This is a genomic window from Candidatus Thiosymbion oneisti (assembly GCF_004359955.1).
Taxonomy (GTDB): Bacteria; Pseudomonadota; Gammaproteobacteria; order Chromatiales; family Chromatiaceae; genus Thiosymbion; species Thiosymbion oneisti.
In genome coordinates, this window is sequence record NZ_SMSC01000010.1 from 118,728 (window position 1) to 133,635 (window position 14,908).

At 62.6% G+C, this 14,908-nt stretch carries 11 protein-coding genes; 4 read left to right on the forward strand and 7 right to left on the reverse strand.

Translation table 11 applies throughout. The annotated features are described in order from the left end of the window. Positions 1-5: 5 nt before the first annotated feature. The 4 genes from E1958_RS07545 (at position 6) to E1958_RS07560 (ending at position 5,636) form a co-directional block, all read left to right on the forward strand. Positions 6-1,712 carry a DUF262 domain-containing protein gene (locus E1958_RS07545; protein WP_133511340.1) on the forward strand — a complete coding sequence of 569 codons (1,707 nt, stop codon included), beginning with the start codon at positions 6-8 and terminating at the stop codon, positions 1,710-1,712. Further along, positions 1,696-2,925, forward strand: coding sequence for a type II toxin-antitoxin system HipA family toxin (locus E1958_RS07550; RefSeq protein WP_133511341.1), 1,230 nt, complete (start codon positions 1,696-1,698; stop codon positions 2,923-2,925). Before E1958_RS07545 ends, E1958_RS07550 begins: the two co-directional genes overlap by 17 nt. A 213-nt stretch (positions 2,926-3,138) precedes the next feature. Further along, the gene (locus tag E1958_RS07555; protein ID WP_133511342.1) at positions 3,139-4,641 is read left to right on the forward strand and encodes an AarF/ABC1/UbiB kinase family protein; all 1,503 of its coding nucleotides are present in this window, start codon (positions 3,139-3,141) and stop codon (positions 4,639-4,641) included. 206 nt (positions 4,642-4,847) lie between these two features. Then, a complete protein-coding gene (locus tag E1958_RS07560) occupies positions 4,848-5,636 on the forward strand; it encodes an enoyl-CoA hydratase-related protein (protein WP_089729561.1) in 789 nt (262 codons plus the stop codon). A gap of 167 nt (positions 5,637-5,803) precedes the next feature. On the opposite strand, the gene E1958_RS07565 is transcribed toward E1958_RS07560, so the two are convergent. The 7 genes from E1958_RS07565 to E1958_RS20810 form a co-directional block, all read right to left on the reverse strand. Beyond that, on the reverse strand, positions 5,804-6,721 hold the full coding sequence (locus E1958_RS07565; RefSeq protein ID WP_133511343.1) for a type I-G CRISPR-associated protein, Cas3-extension family: 918 nt from the start codon (positions 6,719-6,721) through the stop codon (positions 5,804-5,806). Continuing rightward, positions 6,714-9,914 carry a type I-G CRISPR-associated helicase/endonuclease Cas3g gene (gene cas3g / locus E1958_RS07570; protein WP_133511344.1) on the reverse strand — a complete coding sequence of 1,067 codons (3,201 nt, stop codon included), beginning with the start codon at positions 9,912-9,914 and terminating at the stop codon, positions 6,714-6,716. Before cas3g ends, E1958_RS07565 begins: the two co-directional genes overlap by 8 nt. Further along, a complete protein-coding gene (csb2, locus tag E1958_RS07575) occupies positions 9,907-11,598 on the reverse strand; it encodes a type I-G CRISPR-associated protein Csb2 (RefSeq protein ID WP_133511345.1) in 1,692 nt (563 codons plus the stop codon). The genes cas3g and csb2 overlap by 8 nt, the downstream gene beginning before the upstream one ends. Next, positions 11,598-12,806: a type I-G CRISPR-associated RAMP protein Csb1/Cas7g gene (gene cas7g / locus E1958_RS07580; RefSeq protein WP_133511346.1), complete on the reverse strand. Its 1,209-nt coding sequence runs from the start codon at positions 12,804-12,806 to the stop codon at positions 11,598-11,600. The genes csb2 and cas7g overlap by 1 nt, the downstream gene beginning before the upstream one ends. 966 nt (positions 12,807-13,772) lie before the next feature. Beyond that, positions 13,773-14,192 (reverse strand): PIN domain-containing protein, encoded by a 420-nt coding sequence (locus E1958_RS07590; protein ID WP_133511348.1) that lies wholly within the window; start codon positions 14,190-14,192, stop codon positions 13,773-13,775. 257 nt (positions 14,193-14,449) lie between these two features. Further along, positions 14,450-14,698, reverse strand: coding sequence for a DUF6364 family protein (locus tag E1958_RS07595; protein ID WP_133511349.1), 249 nt, complete (start codon positions 14,696-14,698; stop codon positions 14,450-14,452). Further along, on the reverse strand, positions 14,667-14,908 hold a 242-nt coding region (locus E1958_RS20810; protein WP_208108577.1), incomplete at its 5' end, for a hypothetical protein. The genes E1958_RS07595 and E1958_RS20810, both read right to left, overlap by 32 nt.

Below are 14,908 nucleotides of genomic sequence, written 5' to 3' on the forward strand. Positions count from 1 at the left end.
TTAACATGGCGAATCATCCCATCTCACAGCCCACGGCCAAGACCTTCAGTGTGGTCGATCTGGTCGCCGCCGCGCTGGCCGGACGCCTGCGGATCCCGGAATTCCAGCGCCCGCTGCGCTGGCAATGGAAGGATGTGAGCCGCCTGTTCGACAGTATCGTCAAGGGCTATCCGATCGGCAATCTGCTGCTGTGGACGCGCCCCGCGCCGGAGGCGGAGGTCCGGCTGGGGGCACTGCGCATCCAGGCCCAGGGGTATCAAGACGGATTATGGGTAGTGGATGGACAGCAACGACTCACCAGCCTGGCAAACGCCTTATCGGACGCCGGGGCGCAAGACGAACGCTTCGGGCTTGCCTACGACCTGAACCAGCAACAATTCGTGCGCCTGAGACAGCAGGAGGGCGATGGCTATACGGTGCCTTTGCCCGTGCTCTTCGATCTGCAACGCTTGATTCGCTGGTTCACCAAGGACTACCCGGAGGCCGGCGAAAGACTCGACGCGGCCGCCCGCGTAACCCGTGCCATCCGGGAATACCAGGTCCCCGCCTATCTGGTGGAGCAGCAAGACGAGGCGGTGCTGCGGGACATCTTCGACCGCATGAACAATTACGGTAAACGCCTGAGTCGGGCCGAGGTCTTCTCGGCGCTGCATCCCGGGTATGGGAAGGATCGCGAGCCGTCGTTACCCTTTCAACGGATCGCGGACACCATCCAGGATGGGCTCGGATTCGGACTGCTCGACGATGACACGGTGCTGCGGGCGGTCTTGGCCCGGCGCGGCGGCAATGTGACTCGTGATATTCGCACTGAATTCTCCGCCGAGACCCGTAAGCCGCGGGATTTCCAGGGCGAAACCCCGGAGCAGGCCTACCGGGAAGGGGAAGAGGCCCTATACCGGGCGGTGAGGTTTTTGCAGGAGGATGCGGGCGTCCCCCATTTCGCCTTCCTCCCCTATCGGTATCTGCTGGTGGTACTGACCCGGTTCTTCGCCCATTTTCCTGAGCCGCATCCGCGCAACCGTATCCTCTTGGTGCGCTGGTTCTGGCGGGCGGCGATGATCGGCCCAGGTCCGTTCGGCTCCAGTTGGACCAACGCCATGGAGGCGCTTGCAAACCGCATCGCCGCCGACGAGGAATCCGAGTCCATCCAACGGCTACTGAGCACACCCATCGACGCCAAGTTGCATCGCCCCAAGCTGACCGGATTTCGTACCAATGCCGCCGGGAGCCGTATCATCCTGGCCGCCCTGTGGGACCTGCACCCCCGCTCCTTGCTCACAGGGGACCCTTACGACAGGGAGGCGCTTGCCGAGGCCGTCCTGCCCGACGGCACACTCAAGGGCGTGGCGCGGACGATACTCAAACGCGAACCCCCAGATCACATGGCCATGGCGGCGAATCGGATCTTTGTGATCGACGAGGAATTACCGGAACCGGTGGACAAGCTCCTGATTGCTCCGCCCCTGCACAGGAGGGGCGACGAGCAGGCATTCCTGAACTCCCATGCCCTGGACCCGGAATCGGTCGCTGCCCTAGCACGGGGCGATAAGATCGGATTCTTGACACAACGCCAAGCCAAAATCAGGCGCATCGTCGATGATTTCCTCTCGCGCATGGCGGGGAAGGGCCATGAGGATACGCCCCCGCTGGATAGTCTCGACCTCGACGATCCCGATGATGCCGCGGAAGGACGCGATGACCGGCTCGCGTGAGCAACAATTCCACGTCTATCTCTACGAGCGGATCATCGGCCGCCTCCATCGGCGCGACAACCTGACCCGATTCGTATTCGAGCCCGATTACTGGAGCGACCCTGAACGCCCGGTGTTGGGCCTCCGCTTCGAGGAGGACCGGGAGGCACGCCACCGCGCCAATCTGCGCCTGCCACCTTGGTTCTCCAATCTGCTGCCAGAGGGGCGGCTGCGGGAGTGGATTGCCCGGTCGGGCCGCTTATCCGTCGACCGGGAAATGGATCTGCTCGCCCAGGTCGGCCACGATCTGCCCGGAGCGGTTCGCGTCCTTCCCGCCCAGGACCTTGCCCCCGTCGATATGTCCGGGGGAGAAGTGCCTACGCCTACATCGGAAAACGGACCGGCTTCCCCCTGGCGTTTTTCGCTCGCTGGCGTGGGGCTCAAGCTCTCCCTGCTGGCCCGAGGTGATCGGCTGGTCATTCCGGCCGTCGGCGACGGGGGGGATTGGATCCTCAAGCTCCCCGACCCGGATTTTCCGGATCTTGCCGATAACGAATGGGCGATGATGAAGCTCGCGGGGGCCGTGGGGATCCAGGTCCCCGAGACTCGATTGGTCCATCGCGATCAAATAGAGGCCCTCCCCGAGCGGGTTTGGACCGGGACCGGCGATTATGCCTACGCGGTACGGCGGTTCGACCGGGACCCGGAGCGGCAGCCGATCCATATCGAAGACCTGGCGCAGGTGCGCGGCTTCTACCCGGATGGGAAGTACCGCGGGAGCTTCGAGACGGTAGGGGCATTGATCTATCGGCAACATGACCTGGAGGCGTTGCGCGAATTTACACGACGTTTGACATTCAACATCCTGATCGGAAACGGCGATGCCCATCTGAAAAACTGGTCCTTGATCTATCGCGACCGGCGTAACCCCACCCTTGCCCCTGCCTACGATCTGGTCGCGACCTTCGTCTATCGACCGGACATCGAGGGTCCGGAACCGATGGCATTGCGTTTCGGGGGCTCGAAACGTTGCGAGGCCGTGCGCTGCTCCACATTCGCCCGGCTGGACGAGCGGCTCGGGGCCAAGGCGGAGCTCGCCGCGGTCGCCGCAACCGTCGTGGCACGCGTGCGCGAGGAGTGGCCGCGGGCGGCGGCGCTCCTCACAGGCCAGCCCGAGCTGTGCGGAAGGATCGAGCGCTTCATGAAGGCGCGTGCGGCCCGGCTGCTGGGTTGAGAAGCTGTCCGGTTAAGATTCAACCACTACCATATCTTTTATCCACAGATTACGCAGATTTCCACAGATAAAAGAAAAAAAATCTGCGAAAATCTGTGTAATCTGTGGATTGAAAAGGGAAAACAGCCACCGGTAGGGCAGGCGTGTATAAAAAGATCCTCCCCACGGGGTTTTCCGTAGGCGAAGTCGAAATAGGCAGGGAGAAGCAAACCCTTGACCAAAGCGAATCGAGTCGACCAAAACACCTGGGGGGTTGATATCACACCGCTGGTGCCGGAGGTCTATGCCGACTACCGGCCCCTGGTGGCGGATGCCTTGGCCTTTTTTCTCCGGCATCTGTCCACCCCTCGGCTGACCGCTATCCTGACCGAACAGCAGGCCCTTCCCAGCGATGCCGGTGTGGCGCAACGGCTGACGTCCCTGCTGTTCCACTGTCCGACCCTCCACAAGTTCGGACAGGTGGTCGCCCGCAACCGGAAGCTGGACCGGGCGCTGCGCAGCCGCTTGCAGACGCTCGAAACCATGCCGGGGACGACTTACGGGGATGCCGTAAAGCAGGTTATCCGGCGCGAGCTGGGGGATGCGGAGGGCGCGCTCCGGCTTGACTCGACTGCCCTGGCCGAGGCCAGCGTTTCCGTCGTCGTGCCTTTTGCGTCGGTTTCCGCAGAATCTTCCGGCCCAGCCAAGGGCGTGCTCAAGGTCCTTAAGCCGGGGATCGAGGAGTCTCTGCAGGAGGAGTTGGCAGTCTGGTCGAAGCTCGGCCAGTTTATCGACGAGCGTTGTGAATACTATCGGGTTCCACCGCTGAATTACGCCGAATCCCTGGCGACCATCCGGGAGCTGCTCGCAGGGGAAATCCGCCTCGACCATGAACAGCGCCACCTGGCGGAGGCCGCTGAGTTTTATAAGAATGCGAGGAGCATTCAGATCCCGGCGTTGTTCCCATTCTGCACACCGCGCATCACCGCCATGGAGCGTATCTATGGTCAGAAGGTAACCGATGTGGACGTGTTTTCAGCACGTCAACGCCGGCGGTTGGCGAATTCGGTTATCGAGGCCCTGATCGCACGGCCCGTATGGACCCCGCTGGAGACGGCCATATTCCACGCCGATCCCCATGCCGGCAATCTCTTCTTCACCGAGGATGAGCGGCTTGCGGTCCTGGACTGGAGCCTTACCGGCTATCTGGGCAAGGGCGAGCGCATTCACATGATGCAGCTCTTGCTGGGTGCATTGACCTTGGATCCGCAGCGCATCGCACGTGAGATCGAGGCCCTGGCGCAGACCCCGGTCAACGCCTCGGCACTGGGTGTCGTTGTGGATAAGGCGGTCAGCAAACTATACGCCGGCAAGTTCCCCGGCTTTCGCTGGTCCCAGTCCTTGTTGGACGAGGCCTCGCTGGCGGCCGGCGTGCAGTTCAGCAGCGAGCTGCTCCTGTATCGCAAGAGCATCCTGACGCTCGAGGGCGTCATCAAGGATATTTCCGGTGGGAGCTCTATCGGCCGCGTCTTACCGGCTGCGGCCATCCGGCAGTTTGTGTGTGAGCTGACGGCCCGTGCCTTTGCGCCACCCGCCTCGCGGCATTTCGGAACTCACCTCTCGAATCTGGACCTGTTTGCCTTGTATTGGGGAGGACCGACCGCCGCCGCCCGGTTCTGGACCCACCGGTGGCAGCGCAGGCTCACGGCCTTGCTCAGCGGCCCGACAGAACCCTAATGCCGATAATCGTTCAGTCCCCACCGCGTCATTCCGGTAAGTGTAGGTTGGGCAAAGGGCCAGGGATGGCCCGTGCCCAACATTCGGTGTTCAATGTCGGGCACGCTGACATGCTGAACGCGCCGTAACCCAACACGACGCCAGGATCCGTTTTAATCAAACGGCTTAATGCTGAGAACTGATTAATCAACAGGGGGCCTATGCAGATGGCTTATCAAGATATTCTCTATGAGGTGCACGAGGGCATCGCCAGGATCACAATCAATCGACCCGATACCTTCAACTCGTTTCGGGGCATCACCTGTGACGAGCTGATCGATGCCTTGAATCGTGCGGGTTGGAACCGCAAGATCGGAGTCGTGGTCCTGACCGGGGCCGGCGACAAGGCGTTTTGCACGGGTGGGGATCTGTCGTCCCATGAGGGCGCTTATGATGGTCGGGGAACCATCGGTCTGCCGCTCGAGGCGCTGCAGAGCGTCATTCGGGATATCCCGAAACCCGTCATCGCGCGGGTGCAAGGCTATTCGATCGGCGGCGGCAATGTACTCGCGCTCTTGTGTGATCTCACAATCGCCTCCGAACGGGCAATCTTCGGGCAGGTCGGCCCCAGGATGGGCTCCGTGGATCCTGGGTTCGGCTGTGCCTTCCTGGCCCGCACCATCGGGGAGAAGCGGGCCCGCGAGATGTGGTATCTGTGCCGGCGCTACACGGCCGAAGAGGCGTTTCGGATGGGGCTTGCCAATTGCGTAGTTCCCCATGAGAAGCTGGATGAAGAGGTACAGCGCTGGTGCGATGAAATCATGGAGCGCAGCCCCACCGCGTTGGCGATTGCCAAGCGGGCGTTCAATGCGGATACCGAACACCAGCGCGGCATCTCGGCACTGGGCCTGCAGGCCGTCGGCTTGTACTACGACACCGATGAGTCGAAAGAGGGTGTTACGGCATTCAAGGAAAAGCGCAAACCCCAATTCCGCAAATTTGTTAAAGGCGCTTAGAGCCTGTCTGGCTTACGCAGGAATGTAGATGGGCAATAAGCGCAGCTTGCCGGCAGTCGGCAAGCGAACCGCAGCGATCAGTATTTGCCGTGCGGGCGAGATGCCCGTGCTCCAATCCTTGCTCGTTCCCAGGTTCTAGGAGATGAGGTTGTTGCCGACGCTGATCCTCAAGCCGGCTGGGCGACCGTGAAGTTGCGGTACTTGCCTTGGGTGATGCGCTGGCTACGGAAGATCTCGATGATCCCGCGCGGGGCGAGTTTTTCACGTGGAGGCCTATCGTCCTGGAGCTCCTTTAGGGCAAGCAGTGAGCGCACCACATCAAGGGAGAGGGGATATTCCCAGATCGGCCAGGTCAGGAAGGTCCCCTTGCGCCGAACCTGACGAAAACCCGTGGTGGCGAGGAGCTGAGCGCCACCAGGCTGGGTAGGCAGCAAAGGCAGGCCCAGGACGGCCAAGGCGTTGGCGCCGCGTACGGTGCGGATGGGGTCGCCGGAGGGTTCCGCCCACCGCAGGGCATAGCGGCGGTCGTCAACCGGGTCCCAGCGCAGGCTCGGGCCGGGGTCCGAGTAGGTCCAGCGGCGAAAGAGGGCGGCGTCGATCTGCTCCACGGATGTCTCCCTCAGGAGTTGGCCCATGAATGCGAGGAAGTGCTGGTGCCCTGCCCCGCTCATGGTCCGCAGGGCGGTGTCGAGAATTTGCCCCGTCTTCGAATCGACCACGGCTTCGCAGCCGAAGGCAGCGGCATAGTCAGGGTCGGTGTGATCTTTCGGCGAGCACTCCGATTGGGCCTGGACTGTGGCCTTGCGAAACTCCCCTCCGGTGACGGTGAGATCTTTTGCGAATGTAAGGGCGGGGGTATCCGCCGTTGCTCGGAGTTGATCGCGCAGGGCCTCGCACAGGGTGTCGGTGTTTGCCTCGGTGGCAGAGTGCAGAACGGGTCGCAAAGCGCCGTGCATCGTCCGCCAGGAGAGCCGCGGCGGTGCGTCGGGCCAGGCAAGGGTCAACCCGCGCAGGACGCCGAGGCTGGCGAGAAAGGCCAGGGGATTGCTGCCATCCAGTCCGTTCAGATCGAATGTGTCAGACATCGCTGCGCTCCTTCTTTTCCGATTCACTGTGGTTTTCTTCCCATTCACTGCGGCGGTGGTCCGAGAGTATGAGGATAGCCTCGAGCCCCGCCAGTCCCCACCAGCCATAGCGACGAATCAGGTGCCAGAAGCGTTCCGCTACACCACTGTCCAGGCGCTCCAGTCCGGTGGCAGAGTTGGCGGAGAGGGTGTGGCCTTCGAAATCCAGCGAGACGTCCCGAGGATCCGAGTCGTCTACGACCGGTGCGAAGGGCCTACAGTATCCGTGATGGCTGGCGATCAGGTGCAGCACCAGGTCGGGATCGTGCGCCTGTTTGAGTAGCTCGGGCGCGTTCTCCAGCAGCCGTACTGACAGCAGCTCGTGGCGCCCCCCCTTGGGGTAGCCGGCGTTGCGGCGTGCCCGCTCGGAAGCGCGGTATCCCTGGCGCATGATGCCGGATTTGGCAAGCAGTGGTCCCCCGGTCCAAGGGTTGTCCCCATGCAGTAGAGCCTGGAAGCGGGGATCGGCCTTGCCCAGATCGTGACAGAGAGCGGCGAGACGGATGTCCTCGGCGATGGGTGGGGGTAGGTGACCGCCGAAGCGACGGGCGAGACAGGCGACGCCTTGCAGATGGTCTTCGAGTTCCCTGCGCACGGTTCCGGAGGCCGTCGAGTCGTCTTCGTGACTGAAATCCGATACATCGTCGGACCGCTGTTTGTTCTTGACCCGCCGTTTGCTTGTGATGACCAGTCCGGCGCAGGGGTGGTGCTGGATGCAGCGGTCGAGACGGCGCTCCCTTGCCAGGTGCTCGGCAACGTCCAGCAACCAGTTCGCGGCACCCTTTTCACCGCCGTCGGCTTTTCGTTTTTCTGTGATTCCAGCGGGGAGATTTTGGAGTATTTCCTTGATCTCGGCGGTGAGAAGCTCAGGCTCGCTGTCGATTCGGTCCGGCTTTTCGGCCAACTTCATTAGCTTTTCTCGGGCATCAGCCGTTAGCGGCCAGCCAGCAAGGACGTCGGGATGGAGCCGCAATACCGCCCTCGCCCGTGCCCGCAGGTGGGCCTCCTCGCCCCGATCCACGGGGGAATCTTTGGGCTTATGTCCCAGGATATCCCAACCCTCGAGTGCGGCGGGGATGACGATGACGTCACCGGGTCGGATCTTGTAGATTTTGTCGGGCTTGTCGATGACCTCGGCATCCTCGCGTCCGAGCCAGCGCACGACTATTCGGGGACTGGTTTCGGGTGCGTTGGTGTCAGATGTGTCCTCGTCGGTTGGGATACCTTCGATGTCCCCGGTGTCCACCGCCGGTTTTCCGCCCTGCATCCAGCGCCGAAAGGCGGCGAAGGGGACGGGCATCAGCTCACCGGCGGCGGGCGGACAGAGGGTGATGGCGTCGATCCATGCGAGGTCGCGTTCTTCGATACCGCCGTCGAGTTCCTGCTTGGGGTCCAGGTCGGCGCGCCAGCATATCCGGACGTCCGCCGGCCCGGTCTGCAGGCCGTGCAGAAACAGGCTCGGCTCCGGGCTGGGGAGGGGCGCCGGCGCGGTCTGGGCGAGGGCATCCAGATGGGCCGGCTCCATGACCGGGGCCTGGTTGGCCTCGGCAGTGAAAGGCTTCAGGTCCTCGTCCTTTAACCGGGTCTCTAGGGCAGAAACACCCATATCGACCCGGCCCTTATCGTCGCATTGCTTGAGTAACCACTGCCAGGTTTTGGGCAGGGCGTTGCCGTAGATGGGGTCGGCCTTGTCCCTATCCTTCTGCTCCTCGGTCTGGTCGGCCCGGACGACGATGACGCCCTGGGCCGGGATATCTCGGCCCATGCGGTTCAGGCGTCCGAAGCGTTGACGCAGGGCGGACAGATCCGCGCACTCAGTGACCATTAAATCGAAATCCAGGTTGGCGCCCACCTCCAGGGTCTGGGTGGCGGCGACGAAGAAGGGGGCTTCGATCCGTCGTGTCTCGGCCTTGGTCGCATCCAGACCGTCGAGGGGGCCGGCTATCAGCTCGTCCCGATCGAAGGGACGCATGCGGCCGGTGAGCAGCGCAGCCGTTTGTCCCCGTTTGCGGAGCCGCTCGAAGACTGCCCGGACCGTCGCCACCCGGTTGCAGAAGATTGCCACGGCCGGTTGCCTCGAAGCATCGGATGGTGTTTGGACCGACAGGATGTCGGCGGTCCCGGATTCTTGGCCGGTATATTCGGTGACCAGTTGCTCCGCTTCTTTGACCAGCGTTTCGGCCAGGGCGCGACTCACCTTGGCCGCGTCCTTGCCCTTGGCCTTCTCCGCGATCTCCAGCCGACAGGGCTTGGAGGCCTCCAGGCGGCGCTTGAGCACCGGATGGGCACGGTCGGCCGCGGCGGTCTGCGGGTCGGGGAAGGGGGTTACTTCCGCCGGTGGGGGGATGTCGCAGAAGGCACCGGTCGTTGCCCTTCGATCCCCTCTCCCCAACCCCTCTCCCGGCGGGAGAGGGGCTTTTTCGACACCCTTCGGCGGGGTGGCGGTCAGGATGGTCGTGCGAAATGGGAGTGGTAAGGACTTTTCGGCCCAACGCCGGTACTTGTCGATGGCCTTGAGGGTGTCCAGGAAAGGCTGGGCACAGTGGGCCTCGTCCAATAGGATCAGGGCATCGTTCCCTGCCAGTCCGGCCTCGAGATGCCATGCCTTGAAGGAACGTCCATAACCCCGGAACAGGAGGCGCGAACCGATCTGATCCACGGTGCTGCATACCACCGTGGGTTGGATCGGCGAGCGCGCCCAGGCGTTGTTGCGATAGATGCCGCCGCGCAGTTGGAAGCAGGCCAGAGGCTCGTCGTTACCAGCGAGGTGACGCAGGCAGTCGGCGACCTCCCCGAGGATGCCGTCCTTCGCCTCGGCTAGGCGTTCCGCCAGGCATCGGGTGCGCTCGAAGGCCTCATCGACAATAATGCGCCGATCCACGACGAAGAAGATGCGGCGTGGGGCGGTCAGGGGCTTCCCCTGCTCCTGCCGGGATGCCTGGGCGGCGAGGGCGAAGACGGCGATGTCGATGCAGGCAGTCTTGCCGGCTGCGGTGGGTAGGGTGATGGCCTCCGGCCAGTCACATTTCGGGTTATCCAGGTCCTCGCCGAGCAGACGCCGGGCGAGCGCCTGCTGCCAGGGGAAGGGCGTTTTTTTCCATAGCGCCTCGAAATAGGCGTCGAAATCCGGGCCGGTCAGTTCGTGCTCACTCATGGCTGCCCCCCCTTTGTGGTAGCCCGCAACGGCCGAGTGGTCGGCACAGGCCATAGCCACGGAAGCGTCCGGCGCCGATCAGTATCGGACCCTGCACCGGCTCGCCGAACCGGAGGAGGGCGTGGGCATGATGTATGCGTCCGCCGTCGCGCTTGCGGGTGAGGTAAGGAAACTCGGTCGCACGGGGGGCGCCACGTACCCAGGAGACCGGGTGTAGCTCGACGTGCTCCGGCCGCGGCAGGCCGATGCGCTCACAGGCATCCTTGATGGATTCCGCCGCCTGCTCCCACTTGTCCGCCCCCTTGAAGTGCCGGTCGAGCACTACCGGGGTGACGCTCGCCCACTGGCAGGCCCCGGTGGTCTGCGTGGTCCAGGTCTCGGGGCGGAGGTTGTAGGGCGGATATTCGCGGGCGTCGAGTTCGGCGGTCGCTTGCAGCCACCCGCCGTCGAACAGCTTGATTTTTCGGGGTAGTCCGGTGTCGGAACTGCGCAGCCAAGGCTCCAGCAGGGTCCCTACCTGTCCTGGATCAAGGTCGCGAGGCAAAATCATAGCCGCGCCCATGATGTGGCCGTCCGCATGTTCCGCGTCGACGAAGGGGAGCGGTATCCAGGCGATGTGGGGTCGGGTCGTGGGCGCGCCGTCCGGAGCATGGCCGCAGAGCCATTCGGGGTAGGGAAAACGACCGATCAGGGATCTAATATCGTTAGCATCACCGCCCCGGCAATCGGCCGTCGCGGAGGTGCCCTGCTGCTCGGCGATCTCTTTGAGCAGGGTGCAGCGCAGGGCATTAGTCAAGCGTAGGGTTGCCGGCAGCGAGAGCCCTTGCCCGCTCAGGGTGAGGACCAGCAGGCGCGGATCGAACAGGGTGCCGTGGAGTACCGTCTCCTGCGTTGGCGCAGGCCGTGCATAGCCCTGCCAAGAATGCGGCTGGGGACGCAGGCTGACCGGGGTCGTATTCCCGAATCGCTCTTCGATGCGGGCCTTGAGTGTCTTCTTCTCCTTGCCTTTGGCGGATTTCATCCGGGCCTGCAAGTCCGCGTGCTCGATCACGGCCTCCCGGTTGCATTGCTCGCGCAGGTATTCCAGACGCCCGGACGAGGGGATCCGCAGCCGGTGGGCCGCAAGTCCCTCGTCCGGGAGCCATGTCGGCTCGGGCGGGCTAGGATCGAGCCAGAGCTGGGTGAGGGAGGCCGAGTGCCCGACATGGGTCACCTTGCGGACTAGGCCCTCGATGGCTCCCGCGTGCGGACCGGGGTCGGCATCGGACCAGATGAGATGGACCAAGGGCCGGTGCGGAATGGCGACCGGGAACTGGCGCGCCTGGCGGCCGCGGTGCTCGGGCAGCAGATCCAGGCCCGCATCCTTGAGCTTGCTCAAATCCGTACTCGCCGGGAGCTTGTGCCTGCGGGTATCGTTTACCGGCACATAGCTGACGGGCGGACGGTTGCTGTGGCTGGCGGTGCGCAGCGTAGCGTCCGAAGCAGCGATGGCGGGTGGGAGCAGGGTCTCGATCCAGCGCAGCGCCTCACCCTCCGCGGGGTCCTCTCCGGTCTCGAACCAGGCCGCGGCGAGTGCCATGAACACCCGGTCCGGGTGCGGCGGCCACTCGGCGATCTCTTTATTGGCCCCATCCGCCGCCGCCATCGCCCACCCGTTCAGATAGTGAATGCCGAGCGCCAGCATCAGTCGTCTCCTTCGCCACTCGCCGCCGCTAATTCCTGGCTACGGCGCACCAGCTCGACTAGCTCCGGGGAGGGTGTGAGGGCGATCTCTCCATCCCACGGCAGCCCCGCATCACGGGCGGCCGTTACCGCGTCATTGAAGAGTCGGACCGCATTGTCCGGCGACAGGCTGAAGGTCTGCGGGTCTGCGCCGGGCTCATCGAGCAGCTCCCAGGCCCCTTTGGCAGTGGGGAAGAGCTGACAGCGCGAGCGCAGATCCGTCATCTCGCTGTGGGAGAGCACGGCCGCGGCAAGGCCCAACGCGGCGAGTACCGAGCGTGCGGCCTGGTCTACCGCGGGGTCGGAGTCGACCACGCCGTCCAGTGGAAAACGCAGGCGGCGCAGGCAGGTCAGAGAGAGTACGGTGGTCTGGACGGCCTTGCCGATGGTAAAGCCACCGGCATTGATTCCAGGGGTGACATTGCCGTGATTGGCCTCGGATGGCTTGCCATCCCTGCCGAGCTTTTTGCCTCCGGCCTTGCTGTCCAGCGTCCAGTCCGGCGCCTCGTCGCTCAGCTGCTTGCGATGATGCAACGGGCCTGCACCGAGCATGATCTGGGCAGGATCGATCCGGCTGCTGGTCTTCACGCCGACAATAGCATCGTATCCCGTCATCTCGGAGACGATAGCCCGCTGGAATTTGGCGCCCAGGCCCCCGCGTGGTCCGGTGGAATCCCACAGGCCGAACACCAGTGCGGTCGGGCACAAGCCGAAGAGGCCGGTGGCATTGCGCACATCGGCGGTATCCAGGATGCGACCCTTCTCCGACTGCCGAAATATGGTCCTGTCGAGCAGGCTGTCACGGAAGATGGCGTCGGCGACCCGGTGGGGGGCGTCGAGGCTGGATACGGTGAATTTCTTGAGCAGCGATTCCTGATCGAAGTGGGCCACCACCAGCGGCAGAGTAATTCGACCGCTGCGGTGGGTCTCCAGTAGCGCGGCCTCCATCCGATTGGCCTGGGATTGCACCGAATCGATCAGCACACAATCGACGGGATCGGGATTGCCCTCGATCAGGCGTGTCTCCACAGCATAGCGACCGCCTTCATAGGTCGGCGGAAAGAGCTTGTCGCCGACCCCGCCGGCTGGTTGATATTCGGTAATGCGACGGAAGGCGGCAGCGGTTCCGGCAACAGTGGCGCGGACGGTTTCCAATGTGAGCTCGTTCATGATTCCTCCAGCAAGATTTTCGGGATGTGGATATCCATTCTAATGAGGCCCCGGCGATGCCGAGGAAAATCCTTAACTGTCAAGTCCCGCCAGATAGCGGGCAGCGCGATACGGCGGACGCTGGATTCAGCAGTTTGCAGGGCTGCGGATATCCACACTTTTTTAGCGGATCTTCATCTGCAGAATGGTCGCGACGAGCGTCAGGACCGCGGCGATCAACCTCAGTACATACAGGCAAGGCATAGATACCTCCTATATCTGGTTGCTAACAACTTGCTTGCAGGAGGCATTCGCGTGATACTTTGATTGCTGAAATCGTAGACCACTCGTATGCCCTGCAGCGCTGGTTTGCGACCAAAGCCCCATAGAACCGTCGGTTCTGTGGGGCTTTTTTTAGGTCTCAAAAAGAGGCCGCGGCTTTTGGTCGCGGAAAAATTCCTTTTTATGGTCAACCAGTTACGTCGCTCACTCAGCTTCAATGATGCCCGCCTAGTGGCGGGAAATCGGGCCAACGACCGTAAATGATAGGAACAGTCACTGATTGCCCATACCGAAACTGATGAAGAGATTCGAATCTTCCATGCCCGCAAAACCGATAAAACAATCGCCGAATGCTACTTCGCCGCCCTCGGAGACTGACTGGGAGCGCCTCCGTACGCTTGCTGACGAAGATATCGATAAATCCGATATCCCCGATCCGACACCGGAGCAATTCGCCCGCGCGGTAGTGCGCAAGGGATTAAAGCCCGTTGCACCGAAGCAAGTGGCGTGATGCGACGCCTGAGTTCGGCTTCCAACATCTTCTCCTCCACTAGCTCCCCCGCGAAAGCCATGCTGCGGGCCACTTTGCGGGGTATCCGAGATAGCCGGACGCGCAGTTGTTCTTCCGGAGTCAGCCTTTTTCGTTGTGTTTTCTGGGATACAGCGACGATGCTGCCGGTTATCGACTTAGCTGTATCGCTCCCTTTATCTGCGGCGAGTTGCGACAGCGACCAGTTGTTTCGGCACGAAAATTGCTAGGGAAGCCGCCGAAAAATCCGCAAGATCACGCGTGACGATGGCGTCGACCCCGCCTAAGCGGGCACTCTCGTGAACGATTGCGTCTTCAAGATCCGGCCAATCTAGGGCCAGAGCCGCGTCGATGACGGCCTCGGTTACTGCGGCGATGTGCAAGGTTTTGCGGACGTTGCCGAGATGGAAGCGGGCTTGCTTCCGGTCTAGGCCGCGGGTGAGCAGGTAGTCGAGTGTGCCCACCCCCGCGGCACACAGGTATCCTTCAACGGTGTGGGTCTCGGCGAGTCGCAGTGCGGCAGCGGAGTCGGTCGCGTGGGGTACGCGGTCGAGCAGGACATCCAAGAGAACGTTGAGATCGAAAATTACCCGCATCTTTGGATCCTATCGGCAATCGGTGAGGTAGGCCACGGTAGTGCGTGGTTGCAGACAATCCCTTGTCTGCTTTGGCGCGCCGGGCAGTTGCTCCCAAAGAGGCCGGGGCCAAGCCCCGGAGAAATTCCTTTTTCAACTCAGTCGGTTACACGCCTAACTCAGCTTCAAGGAAGCCCGCTTGTGGCGGGAAATCGGAACAACCGCCAACAGGATAGGATTCGGGTCCTGATCTTTGTCAAGAGGGTTATACACCTAACTCATAATCCATATTTGTCAACAAGGTGTCTTTTGTAGCTTTCCTCGTCGAGACTCTTATCCTTCAGCAAGCCATGCAGGGAGTCGACCAACGGAGTGGAGCTCTCTCGTCCGTGGTCTTCCGTGCCGGGGCCAGGTATGGCGAAGTAGTCGGCGACGCGCTCGGATACGGATTCTCCGTGCGCCCGGCTGTGTGCCTTCGCCTGCTCGATCGGATGTTCATCGATGTGTGGGGTCAGCTTTGTGGTCATGGCGCCTCCTGCACCTTAGATTGCATCCTAGGGAGTATACGTCAGCGCGGCCGACAACACCTGTCTGGAACCCGTGTGCGCCCGCCTTTTCCCGATCTCCGCCTGCTGCCTTGACATAGGTGGACATCCTCTCCGGGGAGAGGGAAGTTTCCAGTGCTTCCAGTACCTCGTCTCCAAGATCGAACGGCTTGACGGACATGCTAGTAACCA

Coding starts and splice junctions, on each gene's coding strand:
- E1958_RS07545 (WP_133511340.1), top strand. CDS start 6: ATGGCGAATCATCCCATCTCACAGCCCACGGCCAAGACCTTCAGTGTG.
- E1958_RS07550 (WP_133511341.1), top strand. CDS start 1,696: ATGACCGGCTCGCGTGAGCAACAATTCCACGTCTATCTCTACGAGCGG.
- E1958_RS07560 (WP_089729561.1), top strand. CDS start 4,848: ATGGCTTATCAAGATATTCTCTATGAGGTGCACGAGGGCATCGCCAGG.
- E1958_RS07565 (WP_133511343.1), bottom strand. CDS start 6,721: ATGTCTGACACATTCGATCTGAACGGACTGGATGGCAGCAATCCCCTG.
- cas3g (WP_133511344.1), bottom strand. CDS start 9,914: ATGAGTGAGCACGAACTGACCGGCCCGGATTTCGACGCCTATTTCGAG.
- csb2 (WP_133511345.1), bottom strand. CDS start 11,598: ATGCTGGCGCTCGGCATTCACTATCTGAACGGGTGGGCGATGGCGGCG.
- cas7g (WP_133511346.1), bottom strand. CDS start 12,806: ATGAACGAGCTCACATTGGAAACCGTCCGCGCCACTGTTGCCGGAACC.
- E1958_RS07590 (WP_133511348.1), bottom strand. CDS start 14,192: ATGCGGGTAATTTTCGATCTCAACGTTCTCTTGGATGTCCTGCTCGAC.
- E1958_RS07595 (WP_133511349.1), bottom strand. CDS start 14,698: ATGACCACAAAGCTGACCCCACACATCGATGAACATCCGATCGAGCAG.